This window comes from Actinomadura rugatobispora, assembly GCF_042656285.1.
GTDB classification, from domain to species: Bacteria; Actinomycetota; Actinomycetes; order Streptosporangiales; family Streptosporangiaceae; genus Spirillospora; species Spirillospora rugatobispora.
The window spans coordinates 160,583-180,051 of the sequence record NZ_JBHSON010000011.1; the positions used below are offsets into that span (position 1 = coordinate 160,583).

16 protein-coding genes are annotated in these 19,469 nt (G+C 71.4%); 4 read left to right on the plus strand and 12 right to left on the minus strand.

Features of this window, described 5'->3' with window-relative positions:
• The first annotated feature begins 621 nt into the window (after positions 1–621).
• Entirely contained in the window at positions 622–1,386 is a 765-nt protein-coding gene (locus ACFPZN_RS10495; RefSeq protein WP_378281652.1) for a phosphotransferase family protein, read from the plus strand.
• 288 nt (positions 1,387–1,674) lie between these two features.
• Here ACFPZN_RS10495 and pstB read toward each other — a convergent pair whose 3' ends face one another.
• From pstB to pstS, 4 genes are all read right to left on the minus strand, one after another.
• On the minus strand, positions 1,675–2,451 hold the full coding sequence (gene pstB / locus ACFPZN_RS10500) for a phosphate ABC transporter ATP-binding protein PstB (protein ID WP_378281653.1): 777 nt from the start codon (positions 2,449–2,451) through the stop codon (positions 1,675–1,677).
• A 28-nt stretch (positions 2,452–2,479) separates the two neighbouring features.
• Positions 2,480–3,388 (minus strand): phosphate ABC transporter permease PstA, encoded by a 909-nt coding sequence (pstA, locus tag ACFPZN_RS10505; protein WP_378281654.1) that lies wholly within the window; start codon positions 3,386–3,388, stop codon positions 2,480–2,482.
• A complete protein-coding gene (pstC, locus tag ACFPZN_RS10510; protein ID WP_378281655.1) occupies positions 3,385–4,365 on the minus strand; it encodes a phosphate ABC transporter permease subunit PstC in 981 nt (326 codons plus the stop codon). The genes pstA and pstC overlap by 4 nt, the downstream gene beginning before the upstream one ends.
• A gap of 98 nt (positions 4,366–4,463) precedes the next feature.
• Positions 4,464–5,567: a phosphate ABC transporter substrate-binding protein PstS gene (gene pstS, locus ACFPZN_RS10515; RefSeq protein WP_378281656.1), complete on the minus strand. Its 1,104-nt coding sequence runs from the start codon at positions 5,565–5,567 to the stop codon at positions 4,464–4,466.
• A gap of 270 nt (positions 5,568–5,837) precedes the next feature.
• On the opposite strand from pstS, the gene ACFPZN_RS10520 reads away from it, so the two are divergent.
• A complete protein-coding gene (locus ACFPZN_RS10520) occupies positions 5,838–6,455 on the plus strand; it encodes a hypothetical protein (protein WP_378281657.1) in 618 nt (205 codons plus the stop codon).
• Between the two features lie 70 nt (positions 6,456–6,525).
• Here ACFPZN_RS10520 and ACFPZN_RS10525 read toward each other — a convergent pair whose 3' ends face one another.
• The 3 genes from ACFPZN_RS10525 to ACFPZN_RS10535 are packed head-to-tail and all read right to left on the minus strand — an operon-like array spanning position 6,526 to position 8,947.
• Positions 6,526–7,299 carry an ABC transporter permease gene (locus ACFPZN_RS10525; RefSeq protein WP_378281658.1) on the minus strand — a complete coding sequence of 258 codons (774 nt, stop codon included), beginning with the start codon at positions 7,297–7,299 and terminating at the stop codon, positions 6,526–6,528.
• The gene (locus ACFPZN_RS10530) at positions 7,296–8,258 is read right to left on the minus strand and encodes an ATP-binding cassette domain-containing protein (RefSeq protein WP_378281659.1); all 963 of its coding nucleotides are present in this window, start codon (positions 8,256–8,258) and stop codon (positions 7,296–7,298) included. The genes ACFPZN_RS10525 and ACFPZN_RS10530 overlap by 4 nt, the downstream gene beginning before the upstream one ends.
• 26 nt (positions 8,259–8,284) lie before the next feature.
• Entirely contained in the window at positions 8,285–8,947 is a 663-nt protein-coding gene (locus ACFPZN_RS10535; RefSeq protein ID WP_378281660.1) for a DUF4097 family beta strand repeat-containing protein, read from the minus strand.
• Between the two features lie 230 nt (positions 8,948–9,177).
• On the opposite strand from ACFPZN_RS10535, the gene ACFPZN_RS10540 reads away from it, so the two are divergent.
• Positions 9,178–9,903, plus strand: coding sequence for a helix-turn-helix domain-containing protein (locus ACFPZN_RS10540; protein ID WP_378281661.1), 726 nt, complete (start codon positions 9,178–9,180; stop codon positions 9,901–9,903).
• Here ACFPZN_RS10540 and mshD read toward each other — a convergent pair.
• Complete coding sequence (mshD, locus tag ACFPZN_RS10545; protein ID WP_378281662.1) at positions 9,900–10,772, minus strand: mycothiol synthase; 873 nt, start codon at positions 10,770–10,772, stop codon at positions 9,900–9,902. The genes ACFPZN_RS10540 and mshD overlap by 4 nt on opposite strands.
• 115 nt (positions 10,773–10,887) lie before the next feature.
• Between mshD and ACFPZN_RS10550 the strand changes: the two genes are divergently transcribed.
• Entirely contained in the window at positions 10,888–12,567 is a 1,680-nt protein-coding gene (locus tag ACFPZN_RS10550; RefSeq protein ID WP_378281663.1) for a bifunctional metallophosphatase/5'-nucleotidase, read from the plus strand.
• A 39-nt stretch (positions 12,568–12,606) separates the two neighbouring features.
• Here the strand turns inward: ACFPZN_RS10550 and ACFPZN_RS10555 are convergent, their stop codons facing one another.
• The 4 genes from ACFPZN_RS10555 to ACFPZN_RS10570 all read right to left on the minus strand — a co-directional run bounded on the left by ACFPZN_RS10555 (position 12,607) and on the right by ACFPZN_RS10570 (position 19,298).
• Positions 12,607–13,731, minus strand: coding sequence for an anion permease (locus tag ACFPZN_RS10555; protein ID WP_464044024.1), 1,125 nt, complete (start codon positions 13,729–13,731; stop codon positions 12,607–12,609).
• A 155-nt stretch (positions 13,732–13,886) separates the two neighbouring features.
• Complete coding sequence (locus tag ACFPZN_RS10560; protein WP_378281664.1) at positions 13,887–14,504, minus strand: DUF47 domain-containing protein; 618 nt, start codon at positions 14,502–14,504, stop codon at positions 13,887–13,889.
• 410 nt (positions 14,505–14,914) lie between these two features.
• Positions 14,915–15,112: a hypothetical protein gene (locus ACFPZN_RS10565; RefSeq protein ID WP_378281665.1), complete on the minus strand. Its 198-nt coding sequence runs from the start codon at positions 15,110–15,112 to the stop codon at positions 14,915–14,917.
• Between the two features lie 139 nt (positions 15,113–15,251).
• Positions 15,252–19,298 carry a hypothetical protein gene (locus ACFPZN_RS10570; RefSeq protein ID WP_378281666.1) on the minus strand — a complete coding sequence of 1,349 codons (4,047 nt, stop codon included), beginning with the start codon at positions 19,296–19,298 and terminating at the stop codon, positions 15,252–15,254.
• Positions 19,299–19,469 lie beyond the last annotated feature (171 nt).

A 19,469-nucleotide genomic window follows, 5' to 3' on the forward strand; every position in this document is an offset into this window, starting at 1 on the left:
TCAGGGCGGTCGCACGGCCCAGAACCCGGGTTGGTGGCGGGGAAACGCCACCGCCCGGGGCAGTGCGGCCGGTGTTCCTTGGCCCCCCGGAGGGACATCGGCCGCAACCACAGACTGCGGCTCCGGTAGATGGCGCGCGCCGGGGCCGTGCCAGGTTCGTCGAAAGCGCGCCGGAGGTGAACATGACCATCACAGCCGACCACACCGATCAGGCCGCGCAGGCCGCTGTCAAGGACCCGCGTGACCTCGTCCCGCCCGAGGTGTTCGACCTTCTCGTGGCGGACATCATCCGCTACAACCACGTCACCCGCGTCTACGCCGAGCGGCTGATGGGGCAGGCGCTGGTGTTCCTCAAGGCGCACGCCGACCTCGTCAAGGCCGCGAAGGCAGACCCCGGCGCCTGGATCAGGATCGTCCCCTCGGTGCCGGTCGACGAGGGCTGGCACGCCTTCCTCAAGCGCACCAAGCCCTACACCGAGTTCGGCATGCACCACGCGGGCGACTACCTGCATCATGTCCCGGTAATGGACGAGGACATCCGGTCCGGCGCCGCGCTGGAGCGGACCGTGCCGATCCTGAAGGCCACCGGTTACCGCCTCGACATGGAGTTCTGGGAGTCCGGTGCCGGGGCGGGCTGCTGCCCGCCCGAATGGTCTCGTCCAGGAGGTCCGGCCGGTCACGGCCGGAACCAACGCCGAGCTGGCCGCCGTGGTGAACGGCGCGGCGGGGCTGGCGTTCGTCAAGGCCGCGAGGATCTCCGGCCGTCAGGCCCGTGCGTTGCGCAGAGAGGCCGCGATCAATCCGCACGTCCGCGAGTTCGCCCCCCGGCTCCACTGGACGGTGGAGACCGAGGGGTGGCTCGTGCTCGGCTTCGAGCACGTCGACGGTCGGCACGCGAACTACGCGCCCGGCTCCCCGGATCTGAACACGCTCGCCGCCTTCATCCGGGAGCTGCACATGCTGGCGTGCCCGGACGTGGTGGAGATGCGCGTCGAGCGGCGTTGGGAGGGCCTCGCTGAGGACGTCTCGGCGCTCGCCGGAGACACACTCCTACACACCGACCTCAACCCGCGCAACCTCCTGATCACCAGGTCCGGCCGCCCTTACGTGGTCGATTGGGCGTTCGCTTCTCGCGGGGCCGCCTGGATCGAGGCCGGCCAGGTCATCCCGTGGCTGATCCATGCCGGGCACAGCCCGGCGGAGGCCGAGGCGTGGGCCGACCAGGTCCCCGCCTGGAGGCTCGCCGACCCTGCCGCGATCGACCTGTACGCACAGGTATCAGCCGAACGGTGGAGGCGGCACAGCCAAGCCAACCCACGCCCAAGCGGCGAAGTGCCGGAATACGTCACCGTGAGGGAACGGTGGGCGCGACATCGCGCACGCTGATCCGCCACGAGAGGAGCGTAAGAGCCCGAGCGCTTCCATAAGCGGGTCAGGCCCGATGTGCGGGGGCGGGCCATCAGCCTTATCGAGGATTGCCTGTTGCTTGTCGGTCCGGAGCTGGTCGGGGGGTGTGGGGGGCGGAGCCCCCTGCCTTGGGGTTTGGGGCGAGAGCCCCAATGAGGGCAGCCCGAGCGAAGCGAGGACCGAATCAGCCAGAGGCCCGAGCGGAGTGGTGCGGGGCGGAGCCTTGCTGGGGGGCTGGCTCCCGAGAGAACACAGCCCCCAGATCGTTCAGCCGAAGCGGCCGGTGATGTAGTCCTCGGTGGCCTTCTGTTCGGGGTTGGTGAAGATGTTGCTGGTGTCGTCGATCTCGATCAGCTTGCCGGGCTGGCCGGTGCCGGCGATGTTGAAGAAGGCGGTGCGGTCGCTGACGCGGGCGGCCTGCTGCATGTTGTGGGTGACGATCACGATGGTGTACTGGCTCTTCAGCTTGGCGATGAGGTCTTCGATCGCCAGGGTGGAGATGGGGTCGAGGGCGGAGCAGGGCTCGTCCATCAGGAGGACCTGGGGCTGGACGGCGATGGCGCGGGCGATGCAGAGGCGCTGCTGCTGGCCGCCGGACAGGCCGGCCCCGGGCTTGGAGAGGCGGTCCTTGACCTCGTTCCAGAGGTTGGCGCCCTGGAGGGACTCCTCGACGATCTCGTCCAGGCGGGACTTCTTGCGGACGCCGTTCAGCTTCAGGCCCGCGGCCACGTTGTCGTAGATGGACATCGTGGGGAACGGGTTGGGCCGCTGGAAGACCATGCCGACGACGCGGCGCACGGCGACCGGGTCGACGGACTGGGCGTAGAGGTCCTCGTCGTCCAGCATGACCTTGCCCTCGACGCGGGCGCCGGGGATGACCTCGTGCATCCGGTTCAGGGTGCGCAGGAACGTGGACTTGCCGCAGCCGGAGGGGCCGATGAACGCCGTCACCGACCGCGGCTCGATCGTCATCGAGATGTCCTCGATGGCGTGGACGCCGCCGTAGTAGGCGTGCAGTCCGGAGACTTCGATCCGCTTGGCCATGGGGTGAATGCTCCTTGTCGAGGGTCGGTCAGCGGCCGCCGGCGGGGCGGTACAGGCGGGCGATCAGGCGGGCGCCCAGGTTCAGCAGCATGATGATCAGGATCAGCACCAGGGCGCCGGCCCAGGCCCGGTCGATGGAGTTCTGGTTGGGGTCGGCGGCCTGCTCCCAGATGAACGTCGGCAGCGAGCCCTGCGGCCCCTCGAACGGGTTGGTGTTGATCGCCTTGGTGAAGAAGATCGTCAGCAGCAGCGGCGCGGTCTCGCCCATGACGCGGGCGACGGCGAGCATGACGCCGGTGATGATGCCGGTCAGCGCGGTGGGCAGCACCACGAAGCAGACCGTCCGCCAGCGGGGGACGCCCAGCGCGTAGGACGCCTCGCGCAGGTCGTTCGGCACCAGCTTGAGCATCTCCTCGGTGGCCCGGACCACCGTGGGGATCATCAGGATGGTCAGGGCGAGGGCGCCGGCGAAGCCGGAGAACTCGAACCCGAAGGTGAGCAGCCAGAGCGCGAGGACGAACAGGCCGGCGACGATGGACGGGATGCCGGTCATGACGTCGACGAAGAAGCTGATGGTGCGGGCCAGCCGGCTGCCGTTGCCGTACTCGACCAGGTAGATGGCGGTGAGCACGGCGATCGGGACGGCGATCACGCTGGTGATGGCGACCTGTTCGAGGGTGCCGATGATCGCGTGGTAGGCGCCGCCGCCGGCGTCGCGGCCGCTGAGCCCGTTCATGGAGAACGAGAAGAACGTGCCGTCCAGGCGAGCGAGGCCGTTGCTGATGACGGTCCACAGCACCGACAGCAGCGGGATGACGGCCAGCGCGAACGCGCCGTACACGAGGACCTGCACGAGCCGGTCCTTGACCTTGCGGCCGGTGGAGACCGAGGTCAGCTGCGAGCCCTTCTTGTACGGGGCCTTCGACACGGCGGTCACACGAACTCCTTGCGGCGGGCGACGACGGCGCGCGCGGCCATGTTGACGAGCAGGGTGATCACGAACAGGACGAGGCCGGAGGCGATGAGCGCGCCCTGGCCGGTGCGGGACGCCTCGGCGAAGCTGTTGGCGATGTTGGCGGCGAACGTGGCGCCGCCGTCCTCGAGGATGTGCCAGTTGATCCCGGGGACGAAGGTCAGCACCATGGCGACCGCGATGGTCTCGCCCATGGCGCGGCCGAGGCCGAGCATGGAGGCGCCGATCATGCCGGAGCGGCCGTAGGGCAGCACCGACATCCGGATCATCTCCCAGCGGGTGGCGCCGAGGGCCAGGGACGCCTCGATGTGCGCCTGCGGGACCTGGAGGAACACCTCGCGGGAGATGGACGAGATGATCGGCAGGATCATGATCGCCAGCACCACGCCGGCGGTGAAGATCGAGTTCTTGCCGGGGCTCTCACCGCCGAACAGCGGGATCCAGCCGAGCACGGTGTTGAGGAAGGAGCTGACCGACTCCATGTGCTGGGAGAGGAAGATCAGGCCCCACAGGCCGTACACGATGCTGGGCACGGCGGCCAGCAGGTCGACCAGGTAGCCGAGCCCGGCGGCGAGGCGGCGCGGCGAGTAGAAGGAGATGAACAGCGCGATCCCGATCGCGACGGGGGTGGCGATCAGCATGGCCAGCAGCGAGGAGGCCACGGTCCCGAACGCCAGCTGGGCGATCCCGAACCGGGGCGGCTGGGCGTTGGGGTCCCAGGCCTCGGAGGTCAGGAAGCTGGCCTCGTTGTCGCGCAGCGCCGGGATCGCCTTCCAGATGAGGAACACCGCGATCGCCGCCATGATCACCAGGACGATGATCCCGGAGCCGCGCGCGGCGGAGACGAAGATCTTGTCGCCGGCCCGGCCGGTGCTCATGCGCCGGCCGGTGGCGCGATGTTTGGCGCCGGCGCCCGTCTCGACGCCGGTCTCGGTGGTCACGGGAGAGCCTCCTCGAATCGCTGCGGCTTCGGCGGAATCCACGTCGGCCCCGCCACCGATGCCTTCGGTGGCGGGGCTTTCGCGGTCGGGATCGTGCGTCAGGACAGCGCCTTGATGGAGCCCTGGACCTTGGTCAGGACCGCGGCGGGCAGCGGGGCGTAGCCGATGCCGGTCAGGACCTTCTGGCCGTCCGCGCTGGCGGTGTAGGTCAGGAAGGACTTGACGAACTGGGCCTGCTCGGCCGGCAGCCCCTTCTCGCAGGCGATCTCGTAGGTCACCAGGACGATCGGGTAGGCGCCGGCCTCCTTGGTGGTGTAGTCGATCTTCAGGGCGACGTCGTTGCCGGTGCCGACGACCTCGGCGCCCGCGACGGCCTTGGAGGCGCTGTCGGCGGTCAGCTGGGTGTACTCGCCGGCGCCGTTCTTGACCTTGGCGGTCTGCAGTTTGTTGTTCTCGGCGTAGGACATCTCGACGTAGGAGATGGTCCCGGCGCCGTTCTTCACCTGGGCGGTGACGCCGTCGGACTTGGCGGCGCCCTGCCCGGCCGTGGCGGCCCACTTCTTGGCGGGCTCGTGGGGCCACGCGCTGGGGGCGGTGGCCTTGAGGTACTTGGTGAAGTTCTCCGTCGTGCCGGACTCGTCGGAGCGGTAGACCGGCTTGATCGGGGTGTTGGGCAGCTGGGCGCCCGAGTTCTCCTTGGCGATCGCCGGATCGTTCCAGTTCTTGATCTTGCCGTTGAAGATGTTCGCGATCGTCTCGGGGGACAGCTGGAGGCCGTCGACGCCCTGCACGTTGTAGATCACGGCGACCGGGCCGACGACCATGGGCAGGTTGACGGCGTTGCTGCCCTGGCAGCGCTGCTTGGCGGCGGTGGCCTCGTCGGGCTTGAGCGCCGAGTCCGAGCCCGCGAAGGCCACCTGGCCCTGGGTGAACGCCTCGATGCCGGCACCCGAACCGCTCGGGTTGTAGTTCAGGTTGGCGCCGGCGCACTTCTGCGCGTAGACCTTGGTCCACTCCTCGATGGCGTTCTTCTGCGCGCTGGAGCCGGCGGCGTTCACCGTGGCCTTGGCGCAGTCGATGTCGCCGGTGGGCACGGCGGACGCGTTGGTGCCCTGGTTGCTGTCGCTACCGCAGGCACTGAGGGCGAGCGCGCCCGCAACGACCACACCGCCGAGGGCGGCAAGCCGAGAACCGTTCTTCACCGGTAGGTCTCCTCTAAGTTCGGTTAGGGGTGTCCCGAGCGGGGCGCTGGAGTAGTTTGTCCAGGTAAGGGGGGTCACCGTCGAAAGCGAACCTAGGCACGGGAGGTGACCAGCCACCCCGATCCAGGTGAACGGAGAATGAACGCGGCCCTCTATTGCCGCGAAGATTGCCCCGCCGTGCCATAGACAGCGGGTTAACAGCGCAGGTGATCCACCCTATGAGCTCGGACATTCCTGGCGTTTCGGACAGTTGACGGTTCATCGATCGCCATGAGTTTCAGCGTGTATGCCCGCAAGGTCCGCGACCCCGCCCTCCCCCTCCGCCGCCGCGTCTCGGCGCTCCGCTCCTGCGCGCAGCTGTACCGTCCGATCGGCTTCCACGCCACGCTGGCCTACCTGCGCGCCAAGGCCGGCCCCTACGAGCGGGACGAAGCCGCCCTGCTGCGCGCCCTCGTCCTCATCGAGACCAGCCGGGCCGCCTGGCACGCCGCGATCCGCGCGTACGACGAGACCCGCCGCGAGGCCAAGCTCAGGGGGCACCGCACGCCCCGTTCACCCGGCCCCTTCTGGCCCGCCGTCTGGTACGGCGCCCCAGAGGAGGCCGCCCTCCACGCTGTGCAGTACTGGCACCGGCACCGCCTCCCGGCTTTGCTCACCCCGGAGGACGAGACGGCACATGCGCTGGCCCGTTGCGTAGAGAGGTGCCTGGCGTCCCAAGGCGTCCTGGACGCGGCAGAGCAAGAGGCGCTTCGGGCGGGCAAAGAGGAAATGGAACGCCGCCAGAGGAACCGCCCACCCGACGCCGAGTACTTCCGAACCCGCGACCTGCTGACCTTGACCGCGCTGCTGGGAACCGCCACCCGCCGTCACTCCGGCGGATCCTCGTAGAGCCCACTGGGAAAAGGTTCAGGGCCGCCAGACCTTGTCGGTCTGGCGGCCCTGTTCGGCCGGTTCACGATCAGGCTTTGTTGAAGGTGTTCTTGGCCCAGAGGTAGGAGAGGACGGCGATGCCGGCGCACCAGGCGGTGGCGATCGCGGCGCTGTTGCCGATCGGGGTGCCGAGAAGCAGGCCGCGGACGGTTTCCATGATCGGGGTGAAGGGCTGGTACTCGGCGAACCAGCGGATGGCGGTGGGCATGGAGTCGGTGGGGACGAAGCCGCTCCCGAGAAAGGGCAGCAGGATCAGGGGCATCGGGGCGTTGCTGGCGGCTTCGGGGGTGGGGGACTTCATGCCGAGGGCGACCGACAGCCAGGTGATGGCCAGGATGAACAGGGTGAGCAGGCCGGTGGCGGCCAGCCATTCGACGGCGGTGGCGTTGGGGTTGAAGCCGATGGCGAAGGCGATGCCGACGAGGACGGCCATGCCGAGCAGCTGCTGGACGACGCTGCCGACGACGTGGCCGGTCAGGACCGAGGCCCGGGAGATGCGCATGGTGCGGAAGCGGGCGATGATGCCCTCGGTCATGTCGGTGGCGACCATGACGGCGGTTCCGGTGGCGGCGGTGGCGGCGGCCATGAGCAGGATGCCGGGCAGGACGTAGTCGACGTAGGTGTCGCGGCCGCCGCCCAGCCCGGCGCCGAGGGTGCCGCCGAAGACGTAGACGAACAGCAGCAGCAGGATGACGGGCGTGATGATCAGCTGCACGGTCATGGACGGGTAGCGGATCAGGCGCTTGAGCTGGCGCCGGACCATGGTCGAGGAGTCGCGCAGGGCGAGGGCGGGGGTGTTCATCGGGTGGCCTCCTGCTTCTGCCGGCCGGTGAGGGTGAGGAAGACGTCGTCGAGGTCGGGGGTGTGCACGGTCAGGTCGGCCGGTTCGATGGCGGCCGCCTCCAGCCGGGCCAGCAGCCGGCGCAGTGCCGCGACACCGCCGTCGTGGGGGACCTGCAGGGTGAGCCGGTCGTCGTCGGAGGGGTCCACGAAGCCGGCGCCGAGCGCGCCGAGCGCGCCGGTGAGCTCGTCGCCGTCGGTGAACCGCAGTGACACGTGGCCGCCGGGGATGAGCCGCTTGAGCTCCTCGGCGGTGCCTTCGGCGATCAGCCGTCCGTGGTCGAGCAGGGCGATGCGGTCGGCGAGCTGGTCGGCCTCCTCCAGGTACTGGGTGGTGAGGAAGATGGTGACGCCGCCGGCGACCAGTTCGCGGACGATCTGCCACATGGAGCGGCGGCTGCGGGGGTCCAGGCCGGTGGTGGGCTCGTCCAGGAAGATCAGGCGGGGGTCGCCGACCAGGGTCATCGCCAGGTCGAGCCGGCGCTGCATGCCGCCGGAGTAGGTCTGGGCGGGTTTGCGGGCCGCGTCGACCAGGTCGAAGCGCTCCAGCAGCTCGGCGGCCTTGCGCCTGCCCTCGCGGCGGGACAGGTGCTTGAGGTCGGCCATGAGGAGCAGGTTCTCCTCGCCGGTGAGCAGCTTGTCGACGGCCGAGTACTGCCCGGTGACGCCGATCGCGCCGCGCACGTCGTCCGGGCTGCGGGCCAGGTCGTGGCCGGCGACCTGGACGTCGCCGCCGTCGGCGGGGATCAGGGTGGACAGGATTTGGACGGTGGTGGTCTTGCCGGCGCCGTTCGGGCCGAGCAGGGAGAAGATCGTCCCTTCGGGGACGGCCAGGTCGACGCCGTCGAGCACGACCTTCTCCCCGGACTTGTCGCGGTAGGACTTGCGCAGCCCCTGGGCTGCGATCGCCAGGTTCGTCATGGTTCTGCTCCTTCAGCGGCTGCGGGTCAGAGGCTGCGGGCGTCGATGTCGCCGTGCGAGGTGGTGGCGTGGATGTCGAGTTCCGCCGTGCCGTCGTTCTTGAGGCCGTTGCTGACGCGGCCGTGTCCGGTGCCGGCGTCCAGGGAGGCCGAGACGCCGGCCGCGGCGCCGACCGAGATGTCGCCGGACTGGGTCCGCAACACGACCGTGCCGCCCACGGCCTCGGCGATGCGGATGTCGCCCCTGGTGGTGCTGATCTCCGCGGGCCCGCCCAGCCGGCCGACCTCGACGTCCCCGTCGATCGCGGTGAGGCGGACGCTCGCGGCCTCGTCCAGCTTGATCTGGCGGTAGGCGCCCTCGAAGGCGACGTCGCCGAGCCGGCCGACGCCCCGCAGTTCGGTGCTCACCGCCTTGACCCCGACCCGGGAACCGGCGGGCAGCTTGACCGTCACCTCGATGGCACCGGAGGGGCCGCGGTACTGGTTCTTCGCCGGGGCCTCGATCCGCAGGACGCCGTCGGCGGACTCGACCGTGGTCTGCTCCGCCATCTTCACGTCGCGGCCCTTGGAGGCGTCCGCGGGCAGGACCTCGACCGCGGTGTCGGCCCGGTCGGCGGCGATGAACTGCACGCGCCCGGCGGGGATCTCCAGGACGGCGGCGATCGGGGCGGGGGTGGCGAACTTCTGCATCGTGTGCTCCCTGTGCGTTGTGCCGTTTCGTTTCCGACATCGCAAAAGCTACGTTGCCTTCAAGGATTCTTCAATCTACTCGTTGCACAGTTTCAGCATTTTACCAGTTCAGAGCAGTGAAATCGTTGCAACCGGTGTCGATGTAACGCAACGAAACCCTGCCCGCACGTTGCAATGATGGTGAGGTGAACGCTATGCTGAAGGCATCAGGGACCACGAAGGAGAACGCGATGCCAGGGGGCAGGCTCACCCAGCAGGAACGCCAGCAGATCGCCTTGGGGCTGGCCGACGGGCTCGCCTACGCGGAGATAGCCAGGCGCCTGGACCGCCCGACCTCAACGGTCACGCGTGAGGTGATGCGCAACGGCGGGCCCACCGGCTACCGCTCCGACCTGGCCCACCGCGCCACGGAACGGCGCGCCCAGCGGCGCCGGTCCGCCTCGTCCCGGGCGCCGCAGGCGGCCCCCCTGCCGCACGGACGCGACGTCGAGGCCGTCCGCGAGTACGAGGAGACCTTCACCGACGTCCTCATGGCCTCGGGCCTGCCCAAGATGATGGCGCGGGTGCTGGTCTGCCTCTACACCACCGACTCCGCCAGCCTCACCGCGTCCGAACTCGTCCAGCGCCTGCAGGTGAGCCCGGCGTCCGTCTCCAAGGCGGTCGCCTTCCTGGAGAGGCACACCCTCGTCCGCCGGGAGCGCGACGAACGCCGCCGTGAGCGCTACATCGTCGACGACGACCTCTACTACCAGTCGATGATGGCCTCCGCCCAGGACATCATCAGGCAGGTCGAGGTCCTCCAGAAGGGTGTCGGCGTGCTCGGCCCCGGCACCCCGGCCGCCGTCCGCCTCGAGAGCATCGCCCGCTACCTCGACTACGTCGGCGAAAGCTTCGCCCGCGCCGCCGAGCAGGCCCGCGACGTCCTCTACACGAAAACCGAGGCCGACGACCGTTAGGTGCCGTACATGACGTCCACGGTGTGGCGGGTGAAGCCCAGGGACTCGTACAGGCGGACGGCGGCGGTGTTGGACTCGTCCACGTACAGCAGGATCGCCGGGACGCCCCGGTCGCGGAGGTGGTGCAGGCCCGCGAGGGTGAGGGTGCGGCCCAGGCCGAGGCCCTGGGCGTCCGGGTCGACGCCCACGACGTAGACCTCGCCCAGGCCGTCCGGGTGGATCTTCGTCCAGTGGAAGCCGGCCAGGCCCCGGTCGTTCTCGGCCAGGAAGAAGCCGGACGGGTCGAACCAGGACTCGGCCTCGCGCTGCCGGACGTCGTCGAGCGTCCACGCGCCCTGCTCGGGGTGGTCGGCGAAGGCGCGGCCGTTGACCCGCAGCCAGGCCGCCTCGTCCTGCCCGGGGACGAACGTGCGCAGCCGCACCCCGTCCGCGACCTCGGTCTCGGGGAGGGGGTCGGCGGCGGGACGGCGCATCTGGTAGAGCGCGCGGACGCGGCGGAGCCCCTCGGATTCGGCGAGCTTGGCGGCGGCGGGCAGGTCGCCGTGGGCCCAGACGCGCAGCGGCCCGGCGGCCCGCTCCCGGACGGTGCGCAGCAGGGCGCGGCCGTAGCCGCGGCCGCGGTGGCCGGGGTGGACGACCAGCTCGGCGGCGGCGCTCTCCTCGGCGGTCGCCGGGTCGAGATGGGCGTAGGCGACGATCCCGGCCGCGTCGCGGTCGCCGCCGTCGGTGATCACGAGACCGTGGCCGCCGTTGCGCAGCCGCAGCAGCGCGTGCTCGGAGAGGGCGCCCGCGCCGTCGGCCGCGGTGGCGGCCTCGGCCAGGGCGAGCACCTCGGCGATCTGGGACTCGGTCAGCGGCGCCTCGCTCATGATCGCCAGCCTATGCGGCCGGGCCCCGCGAGCGCAGCACGCCCCTGACCGAACCGTCACGCAAACGTCACCGAGGTGCGCGGAAGCGGATGCCCCGCGCTCTTACGGTGCGAGGATGACTCGACGACGCATCATCCTGGCGTGCGGCACGGCGGTCGCCGCCGCGGTGGCGGTGGCCGCGCAGCCGGCCGCGGCCAAGCCCGCGCCCACCGCGTCCGTTCGGCTGCTGTCGCTGAACGACTTCCACGGCAACCTGGAGCCGCCCACCGGCAGCTCCGGCACGGCCGTCGACGAGACCGGCGCGTCCGTCCCCGCGGGCGGCGCGGCCTACGTGGCCGCCCACCTCAAGCGGCTGGCGAACCGGGACACGCTGACCGTGGCGCAGGGCGACATGATCGGGGCCTCGCCGCTGATCTCCGCCGCGTACCACGACGAGCCGTCGGTGGAGTTCCTGGGCCGGGTGGGCGTCACCGCGTCGGCGGCCGGCAACCACGAGTTCGACGAGGGCCACCAGGAGCTGCGCCGCATCCAGCACGGCGGCTGCCACCCGGTGGACGGCTGCTCCCCGGCGGGCAGGTGGAAGGGCGCCTCGTTCGACTACCTCGCCGCCAACGTGCTGAAGGAGAAGGGCGGCACGCCGATCCTGAAGCCCTGGACCATCCGGAAGATCAACGGGGTGCGGGTCGGGTTCATCGGCGTCGTCACCAAGACCACCCCGACGATCGTCAGCGCGGACGGGATCAAGGGGCTGACCTTCGACGACGAGGTCGCCGCCGCGAACCGCGCCGCCAAGGAGCTCAAGCGGCGCGGGGTGCGGTCGATGGTGCTGCTCGTCCACGAGGGCGACCAGACGCCGGCCGGGCAGCGGCCGGACGCGTGCGGGGTCGTCCCCGGCGCCGGGACGCGCATCGCCCGCGACGCCGACCCCGAGATCGACATGGTGCTGGCCGGGCACACCCACCAGCAGTACGTGTGCTCGGTGACCGACCCGGCGGGACGGCCCCGGCTGTACTCGTCCGGGTCCTCGTTCGGACGGGTCATCACCCAGGTCGACTTCGCGGTGGACCGCCGCACGGGCGACGTCGTCCGCTCGTCCCTGAAGGGCGACAACCACGTGGTCACCCGGGACGTCCCGGCGGACCCGGCGACCGAGCGGTTCGTCCAGACGTGGAAGGACCGGGTCGCGGAGATCGCGAACAAGCCGGTCGGGTCGATCACGGCCGACCTCACCCGGGCCCCCTCCCCCGCGGGCGAGACCGCGCTCGGGGACGTGATCGCCGACGCGCAGCTGGCGTCGATGAAGGGGCACGGCGCGCAGGTCGCGCTGATGAACCCGGGCGGCGTGCGGGCCGACCTGGTGCACCGGGCGTCCGGTTCCGAGGGCGACGGCGTGGTGACCTACGGCGAGGCATTCGCGGTGCAGCCGTTCAACAACGTCATGGGCGTGGTCACCCTGACGGGCGCGCAGCTCGACGCGCTGCTGGAGCAGCAGTGGACGGGTTCGGGCGAGAAGATCCTGCAGCCGTCGTCCACGCTGCGCTTCACCATCGACCGGAGCAGGCCGGTCGGCGACCGCGTCTCCGGCATCGCGGTGGACGGGACGGCGGTCGACCCGGCCGCGTCCTACAAGGTAGCCACCAACAACTTCCTGCTGGGCGGCGGTGACGGCTTCACCACGTTCACCGAGGGCGCGGACCAGGTGCTCGGCCCGATCGACCTGGACGCGTTCGTCGCCCACCTCGGCGCGAACTCCCCGATCGCCCCGCCCGCCCTGGACCGCATCTCCGGCCGGTAGGCGCCGCCAGAGCGCCCCCGGCGTTCCGGCCGGGGGCGGTCAGGCGCCGAAGAGGTGGACGGCCCAGTAGACGATCGCGGCCACGGCGGCGGCCATCGGCATCGTCAGCACCCAGGCCAGCACGATGTTGCCGGCCACGCCCCAGCGGACCGCCGACAGGCGCTTGGTGGCGCCCGCGCCCATGATGCAGGACGTGATCGTGTGGGTGGTGGAGATTGGAGCGTGCCAGATGTAGGCGGCGGCGTAAAGGATCATGGAGGCCGTCGCTTCCGCGGCGAAGCCCTTCGGCGGGTCGAGCTCGATCACCTTCCGGCCCAGCGTCCGCATGATCCGCCAGCCGCCCGCGTAGGTGCCCAGCGACAGCGCGCCGGCACAGGAGACGATCACCCACAGCGGGACGGTCTCGCCGCTGGCGTGCCCGGTGGTGACCAGCGCCAGCACGATGATGCCCATCGTCTTCTGCGCGTCCTGCAGGCCGTGCCCGAGCGCCATGGACGCCGCCGACAGCGACTGCGCGATCCGGAACCGGCGGCCGACCCGGCTCGGGTGCGCCCGCCGGAAGATCCACAGGATCGCCACCATCACCAGGTAGGCCAGGCAGAAGCCGACCACCGGGGAGATCACCATCGGGACGGCCACCTTGTCGACGACCTTGTCCCAGCTGACGCTGGACGCCGAGGCCAGGCCCGCGCCCACCACGCCGCCGATGAGGGCGTGCGAGGACGACGACGGCAGCCCGAAGTACCAGGTGATCATGTTCCAGGTGATCGCGCCGAGCACCCCGGCGGCGACCACGGTGAGCCCGTGCAGCCCGCTCGGCGGGGTGATCACCTCGCTGACCGTCTTGGCCACCTCGACGCCCAGCAGCGCGCCGATCAGGTTCATCACCGCGGCCATCAGCAGCGCCGCCCGCGGGGTCAGCGCCCGGGTCGACACCGAGGTCGCGATCGCGTTGGCCGCGTCGTGGAACCCGTTGGTGTAGTCGAAGACCAGCGCGACCACGATGACCAGGATGAGGACCGCGGTCTGCGCGTCCTGGCGCAGCCCGAGCGCCCCCGCCGCCATGACCGCCAGCACCGCGAGCAGCAGCAGCGGCCAGAACTTCACCGGGCCGCGGCGGGCCTGCTCGGCCAGCGAAGGCTCGGCGCCGGGGGGCTGGTCCATCACCAGGCTCGCGTCCGAGCCGCCGGAACCGCCGGCGCCGTTGGCCGTCCGGAGGGCGGCCCCGGTCTCGTCCCGGACCTCGCCGGGACCTCTGGGCGCGGGGGGTTCCGCGGCCTCCTCGGCGTCCCGGGAGGTCCGCACCTCGCCCGACGAGCTCATGATTCCTTGACCGCGATGGTCTCGACCGTGTTGGCCACGTGCTCGAAAGCGTCCGCGGCCTCCTCCAGCCGGTCGATGACCTCCTTGAGCTTCATCACCGTCAGCGCGTCGTAGTCACCGCCGAACAGGTGCGCCAGCAGCTTGCGGTAGGCCTGGTCGCCCTGGTTCTCCAGCCGGTTGATCTCGATCCAGTACTCGTTGAGCTCCTTCATCGAGCGCAGCCGGGGCATCGCCTCGGCGGTCAGCTCGGCGGCCCGCTCGAGCACCTCCACCATGTGCACGATGCCCTTGGGGAACTCCTCGATCTTGTAGAGCACGACGAGGTCGGCGGCCTCCTCCATCTCGTCCATCACGTCGTCGATCGTGGAGGCCAGCCGGTAGATGTCCTCGCGGTCGAACGGGGTGATGAACGTTTCGTTGAGCCGGCGCATGATCGCGTGGGTGCACTCGTCGCCCGCGTGCTCGCAGGCGCGCATCTTCTCCGCGATCGCTTCCCGGTCGGCGCCGTCGCTGATGAGCTCCACGAGCAGCCTGGCGCCGGTGACCAGGTTGTTCGCCGAGTCGGCGAACATGTCGTAGAAGCTGTCCTCACGCGGCGTGAGACGCAAGCGCACGTTCGTACTCCTGATGTGCCGTGACGGTCCGCAGAGGATCGTAGGCGCAACCAGGCGTAAAAAGAACCTTTGCCTCGCCTTCGGCTGCCGTCCGCCGTCCTCTCACCTACAAGACTGCCCTTGGGACACCAATGCACACGCACGGGAGAGGGCCCTGTCGGGGCGGAGAGAGCTTGTTTTCCATCGCGCGAACATTCTCTGTGACGAAGCACTCACAGAGTGTAGTCGGAATGGTGTGAGTCAACTCACTCTGCGACTGGACGAAAAGCTCGAGCAAGGGCGGGGCATCAGCCACTAAAGAGTGCCCCCGAAGTCACCATGGAACCGCTGCCCGAGCCAATGCGGGACCGCCGCGGGCAAAGCGGAAGCCGGGCACGCCGCTCGGAGGGCGTCCCCGGCCTGTTGCGGAACTATCGGTCCTGTGGCGTCAGCTCGCGACGACCGGCCTCACCCGAACGCAGCCCGAGCACCATGTCGATCTCGTCCAGCGTCAACGGCCGCTCGGCCGCCGCCACCGCGCTGAGAATCTCGGCATAGAGTTCGATCTCATCCAGCGCGACCCGGTCGTGGACGCGCAGGTCGAAAGTGTGCTGGCGCACCGCGTCCACCTCCGTTCGTTCCCCACACCCGTACCGAGGCTACGCGTCCGTAGCCCGCGGGCACATGACCCAAGAGGGCCATTCCAGAACCACTCTCGGGACGGGTCTTCCCGGCCACGCGCATTGGATGCGGACTATCTACGGATGGTCACCCTCGCTCCCGGAAATCCCCCATCATCTGCTCCAGGGGCGACTCGGGCAGGTCGCGGGCGGTGAGGCGGGCCACGGTGGCCGCGTTGACGTCGACCCCGGCCAGGCGTGCGGCCTGCCGGGCGATGGTCTGTTCGAACAGCTGCCGGACGGTGCGGGCGAAGGCGAACTGCGGATCGTCGCGAAGCCGGGCGAACCGGGCCAGCAGCTCGACCCGCAGCTCCTCGTCCAGCAGGTACAGGTCGCGCTCGGCGTACGCCTGGAACAGCCCGACCAGGTCGCGGTCGCCCATGCCCTCGAACTCCAGCGTCCGGCCGAACTCGGCCTGGAACGACGGATTGCCCGCGAGGAACCCCTCCATCTCGGCGGCCAGGCCGGAGCAGACCACCATCAGCCTGCGCCCGCGCTGCCGCATGCAGCGCAGCAGCTCGTTCACCACGGCGGGGACGCGGTCGAGCCGGTAGGCCTCCTGGATCAGCAGCACCCCGCCCAGCGCCTGGTCGACCATGCTCGCGACCCGGGCCTCGGTGTCGAGCTGGTCGCGGCCGGACAGGTGGACGGGACGGCAGGCCACCACATGGCCGGAGTCCAGCAGGCCGAGCGCGGCGTAGATCCCGCCGAGCAGCCCGGCCACGGTCGTCTTGCCGGTGCCGGACGGGCCCACGAAGACCAGGTGCAGCCGGTCGCGGCCGCCCACGCCGTGCCGGGCCCGGTCGGCGGCCAGCGCGGCGTCGTCGGCCAGCTCCCGCACCGCCTGCTTGACCTCCCGCAGGCCGGTGAGCTGGTCGAGCTGGCGCAGGTAGCCGTCGATGTCGCCGGGCGGGCGCAGCGCCGGCTCGATGCCCTCGGCGACGCCGGCGAGGTCGTCGGGGGCCAGGACGAGCCGGTCGCGGGAGGCGCCGCCGGCCCGCTCCAGATGCCGCTGGCAGGCCTGGTCGAGATAGGCCTCGACGAGCCGGGCGTTCACCAGGTCGCCGGGGCCGCGCAGGCGGTCCAGGTCCTCGCGGGCGACCTCCAGCGCCGACGACCCGATCGTGACCCGCCGCTCGTCGGCCAGCAGGTGCAGCAGCGTCATCCGGCGGTCGAGGTCGCCGAAGTCGGGCAGCCGGTACACCCGGAACACCTCGATCAGCCGCGGATGGTCCTGCAGCAGCCGCTTGTAGGCGCGCGGCTCGCAGGTCGCGATCAGCGGCGCGGTCTCGGCGGGGCTGCGGCGGGCCCGGCGCACGGCGGTCGCGACCGCCGCCGGGTCGCCGGCGCCGGTGATCGCCACGTCGAGCCGTTCGAAGAGGATCGCGGGGCCGGGCCGGGTCACCAGGGCCGGCAGCCGCTCGGCGGGCGCGTCGCGGACGTCGTCGGCGTCGTGGGCGCGGATGGCGCCGTCGCCCATCCCGGCGTCGGCCAGCGTCAGGGCGATCAGCCTGGACAGCCGCCGCTGGCCGCTGTGCGGGGCGCCGACGATGAGCACGTTCGGCATACGGGCGGAGGGGGCCGAGGGGGCCGCGCCGCCGTCGAACCGGGTCGCGCCGCCGACGCCGTCGAGGCGGGTCGCGGGGCCCGCGTCCAGGCGGGTGGCCGGGCCGACGTCCATCCGGGTCTGGTCCACGGCCGAGCCGCCGCCCGCGCCGCCCGCGCCGCCCGCGCCGCCACCGGAGGACTTCCAGCGCTCGGCCTGCACGCGCAGGCCGTCGAGCAGGTCGCCCGCGTCCTCGGTGCCGGAGACGAAGTTGATGCCGAACCGCTCCAGGGAGCGCCGCTCGGACCTGTCCTTGGGCGGCGGGATCTTGTGGACGGGCGTCTCGGGGGACGGGGTGTCGTCGAGGAAGTCGAAGTTCCCGACCATGGTCTCGGACATGATCCGCGTCCCGGGACCGGCGTCGCGGCCACCGGGCGTGGGCGGCGGCTGCGGGGGGTGGAGCGCACCGGGGACGTTCTGCTCGCCCGCGGCCTCGCCCAGGTCTTCCGCGCCCAGGACTCGTGTGCGGGGGCGGTCTTGAGGCTGCGCGGGCGGCGGCGGGGGCACGGGCGGCTGGGCGGCCTCCTGCTGATGCGCGGCGGGCTGCTGCGGCATCGGAGGCTGCTGCATGGGCGGCTGCTGCTGCCTGGGCCCCGGAGGAGGCGGCACCTGCCCGGGGGGAGGCTGCATGGGCTGGGGAGGCCCCGGGGGCTGCTGGAGCGGCGCAGGAGGCCCCTGGGGAGCGCCTGAAGGCTGGTATCCGAGCTGCGTGTACGGCGGCGCGAGGTGCTCGTCCGCCTTCTCCTCCTCCTGCTGTGGAGGCTGCGGGGGTTGCGGGGGCTGGCCGTAGGGCTGCTGCGGCTGCTGGGGGTCCGGGCCGGGCGGAGCGTAGGGCGTGCCAGGCGGAGGGCCGGGCGGGGTGCCGGGCATGCCGAAGGCACCTGCGGGGGACGGGCCCTGCGGCCCTGCTGCGGGCTGGCCAGGAACCGCGGGGCCGGGGGCTTGCCTCTGCAGGCCGAGCGCGGTGTACGGCGGGACGGCGCTCCCCTCCTGCTTCTCCTCCGAGGCCGAGAACGCGGCTATCTGCGGGTCGGGCGGAGCGAACGGCGCCGGGCCCGCACCCGGCTGCGCGGGAGGCTGCACGAAGGGCCGGTCGGCCTCACCGGCAGGCTGCGACGGGCGGCGCGCGCCCGGCGGGAATCCCGGCTGCGACTGGGCCCCGTACGGGGGCGGAGGCGGCGGAGGCGAGTGCTGGGCGGCCTGGGCCTGCGCCGAGGGCGCGATGGTGGGCGCCCCGGCGGTGGCCCGTACCCGGCTCCGTCCCACGAGACCGGCCGCGATCGCGTTCGGTACGGGGAAGCCCCGGGGGCGCGCGGGCATGCCCCCGGCCAGCCTGCACCAGGCCAGATCCAGCTCGTACGTCGTGGCGAGGAGCGTTTCGGCGCCCTTGCCCGAGACCGACCCCAGCGGCCTCGGCAGGCGCAGGTCGTCGGGCCAGAGGCGGCGCAGGGGGTGCCCGTTCTGGTGCAGCACCGCCTGGACGGTGTAGCGGATCTCGGGGTCGAGCCAGGGGACGACGTTGGCCGCCACGTCCTTGCGCACGGTGGCCAGGTCGGCGGCCAGCAGCGCGGCGGACACCAGGCGGGGCTCGACGTACGAGGGGTCGCCGGGGTCGCCCACGTGCCGCGCGACCTCTTCGGAGAGCGCGTAGAAGGCGTGCCGGAAGTTGTCGCCCTGCGAACTCTCGTTCCGCAGCGCGGGCACCAGGTGGGGCGGGCAGCGGGTCAGCCACTGCTGCACGATCGCCTGGTCGCCGTACGGGAGCGCCCCGTAGTCGACGGTCGGGTTGCTGAGGGTTGCGCTGAGCATCGCCAGGAGCGCGTCGGCCCGTACCTGGAAGCGAGGGTCTTCGCGTAGCGCGCTGGCCACCGCCCACATCGTCCGCAGTACGACCACCGCCGCGTCGACGCGGCTGGCGCGCAGGCGTTCGGCGTAGAGCGCGACCAGGGTTTCCAGAGGAGGAGGGGTGAGCCAGCGTGGCCCGTCCACATCGGGCAGCGGCTTGGCCCGGTACTGCTTCCAGTGGTCGAGCAACTGCGCGTCGAAGCGCGAGTCGAACACCGGGGCCGCCGCGCACCACAGCATCACGCCCCAGGAGGCGGCAACGGTCGAGGGCGTCTGCGGGGTGAACTGCGACGACCAGTGCGGGTACTCCTGCGTGGGCAGCGCCGCGGCGGAGTCGACGGTCGCGCGCACGCGCAGGCTCAGGTCGCCGTCGAACCCCCGGCCGACGAAGGGCCGTACAGGAGACGGGTCGTAGGAGAAGTCGGGCCCCGCGGGCACGACGTGCGGCGGCAGCGCGGGCACCTGGCCGCCGCCCTGCCCCGCGGGCCGGGCGGCCATGCGGACCTCGGGCGTGCGCGGTGGAGGGCACAGGTACCACTGGCCGTCGGACGGGTGCAGCCGGTACCACCGGGCCCACGCCCCGAACGCCCACCACGTGCCGTCGGGCAGGACGAGGAGCCGCCCCCCGATGGCGTGCTGGCGCTGCTGAGGAGGCGCAGACGGCCACCATCCGGCGGCCACCATCGCCCGCGTGTCACGCTCTGCCGCCGAGAACGGATCTTCCCCCCTCGGGGGGCTGGGCGGCGGAGCACTGCCATAGCCCGGTCCCCACACCACGTGGTCATCGTAGTCAGCCCGAGACCCGCCGAACTCCCCACGAGCCCGACAAAAACGCGTACGCGCAGGTCAAATAGG

What these genes read in the sequence shown, in the direction of transcription:
- ACFPZN_RS10555 (WP_464044024.1), bottom strand. Translation starts at nt 13,731, where the DNA reads ATGGACCAGCCCCCCGGCGCCGAGCCTTCGCTGGCCGAGCAGGCCCGC.
- pstB (WP_378281653.1), bottom strand. Translation starts at nt 2,451, where the DNA reads ATGGCCAAGCGGATCGAAGTCTCCGGACTGCACGCCTACTACGGCGGC.
- ACFPZN_RS10550 (WP_378281663.1), top strand. Translation starts at nt 10,888, where the DNA reads ATGACTCGACGACGCATCATCCTGGCGTGCGGCACGGCGGTCGCCGCC.
- ACFPZN_RS10535 (WP_378281660.1), bottom strand. Translation starts at nt 8,947, where the DNA reads ATGCAGAAGTTCGCCACCCCCGCCCCGATCGCCGCCGTCCTGGAGATC.
- ACFPZN_RS10540 (WP_378281661.1), top strand. Translation starts at nt 9,178, where the DNA reads ATGCCAGGGGGCAGGCTCACCCAGCAGGAACGCCAGCAGATCGCCTTG.
- ACFPZN_RS10570 (WP_378281666.1), bottom strand. Translation starts at nt 19,298, where the DNA reads ATGGTGGCCGCCGGATGGTGGCCGTCTGCGCCTCCTCAGCAGCGCCAG.
- mshD (WP_378281662.1), bottom strand. Translation starts at nt 10,772, where the DNA reads ATGAGCGAGGCGCCGCTGACCGAGTCCCAGATCGCCGAGGTGCTCGCC.
- ACFPZN_RS10530 (WP_378281659.1), bottom strand. Translation starts at nt 8,258, where the DNA reads ATGACGAACCTGGCGATCGCAGCCCAGGGGCTGCGCAAGTCCTACCGC.
- ACFPZN_RS10520 (WP_378281657.1), top strand. Translation starts at nt 5,838, where the DNA reads ATGAGTTTCAGCGTGTATGCCCGCAAGGTCCGCGACCCCGCCCTCCCC.
- ACFPZN_RS10525 (WP_378281658.1), bottom strand. Translation starts at nt 7,299, where the DNA reads ATGAACACCCCCGCCCTCGCCCTGCGCGACTCCTCGACCATGGTCCGG.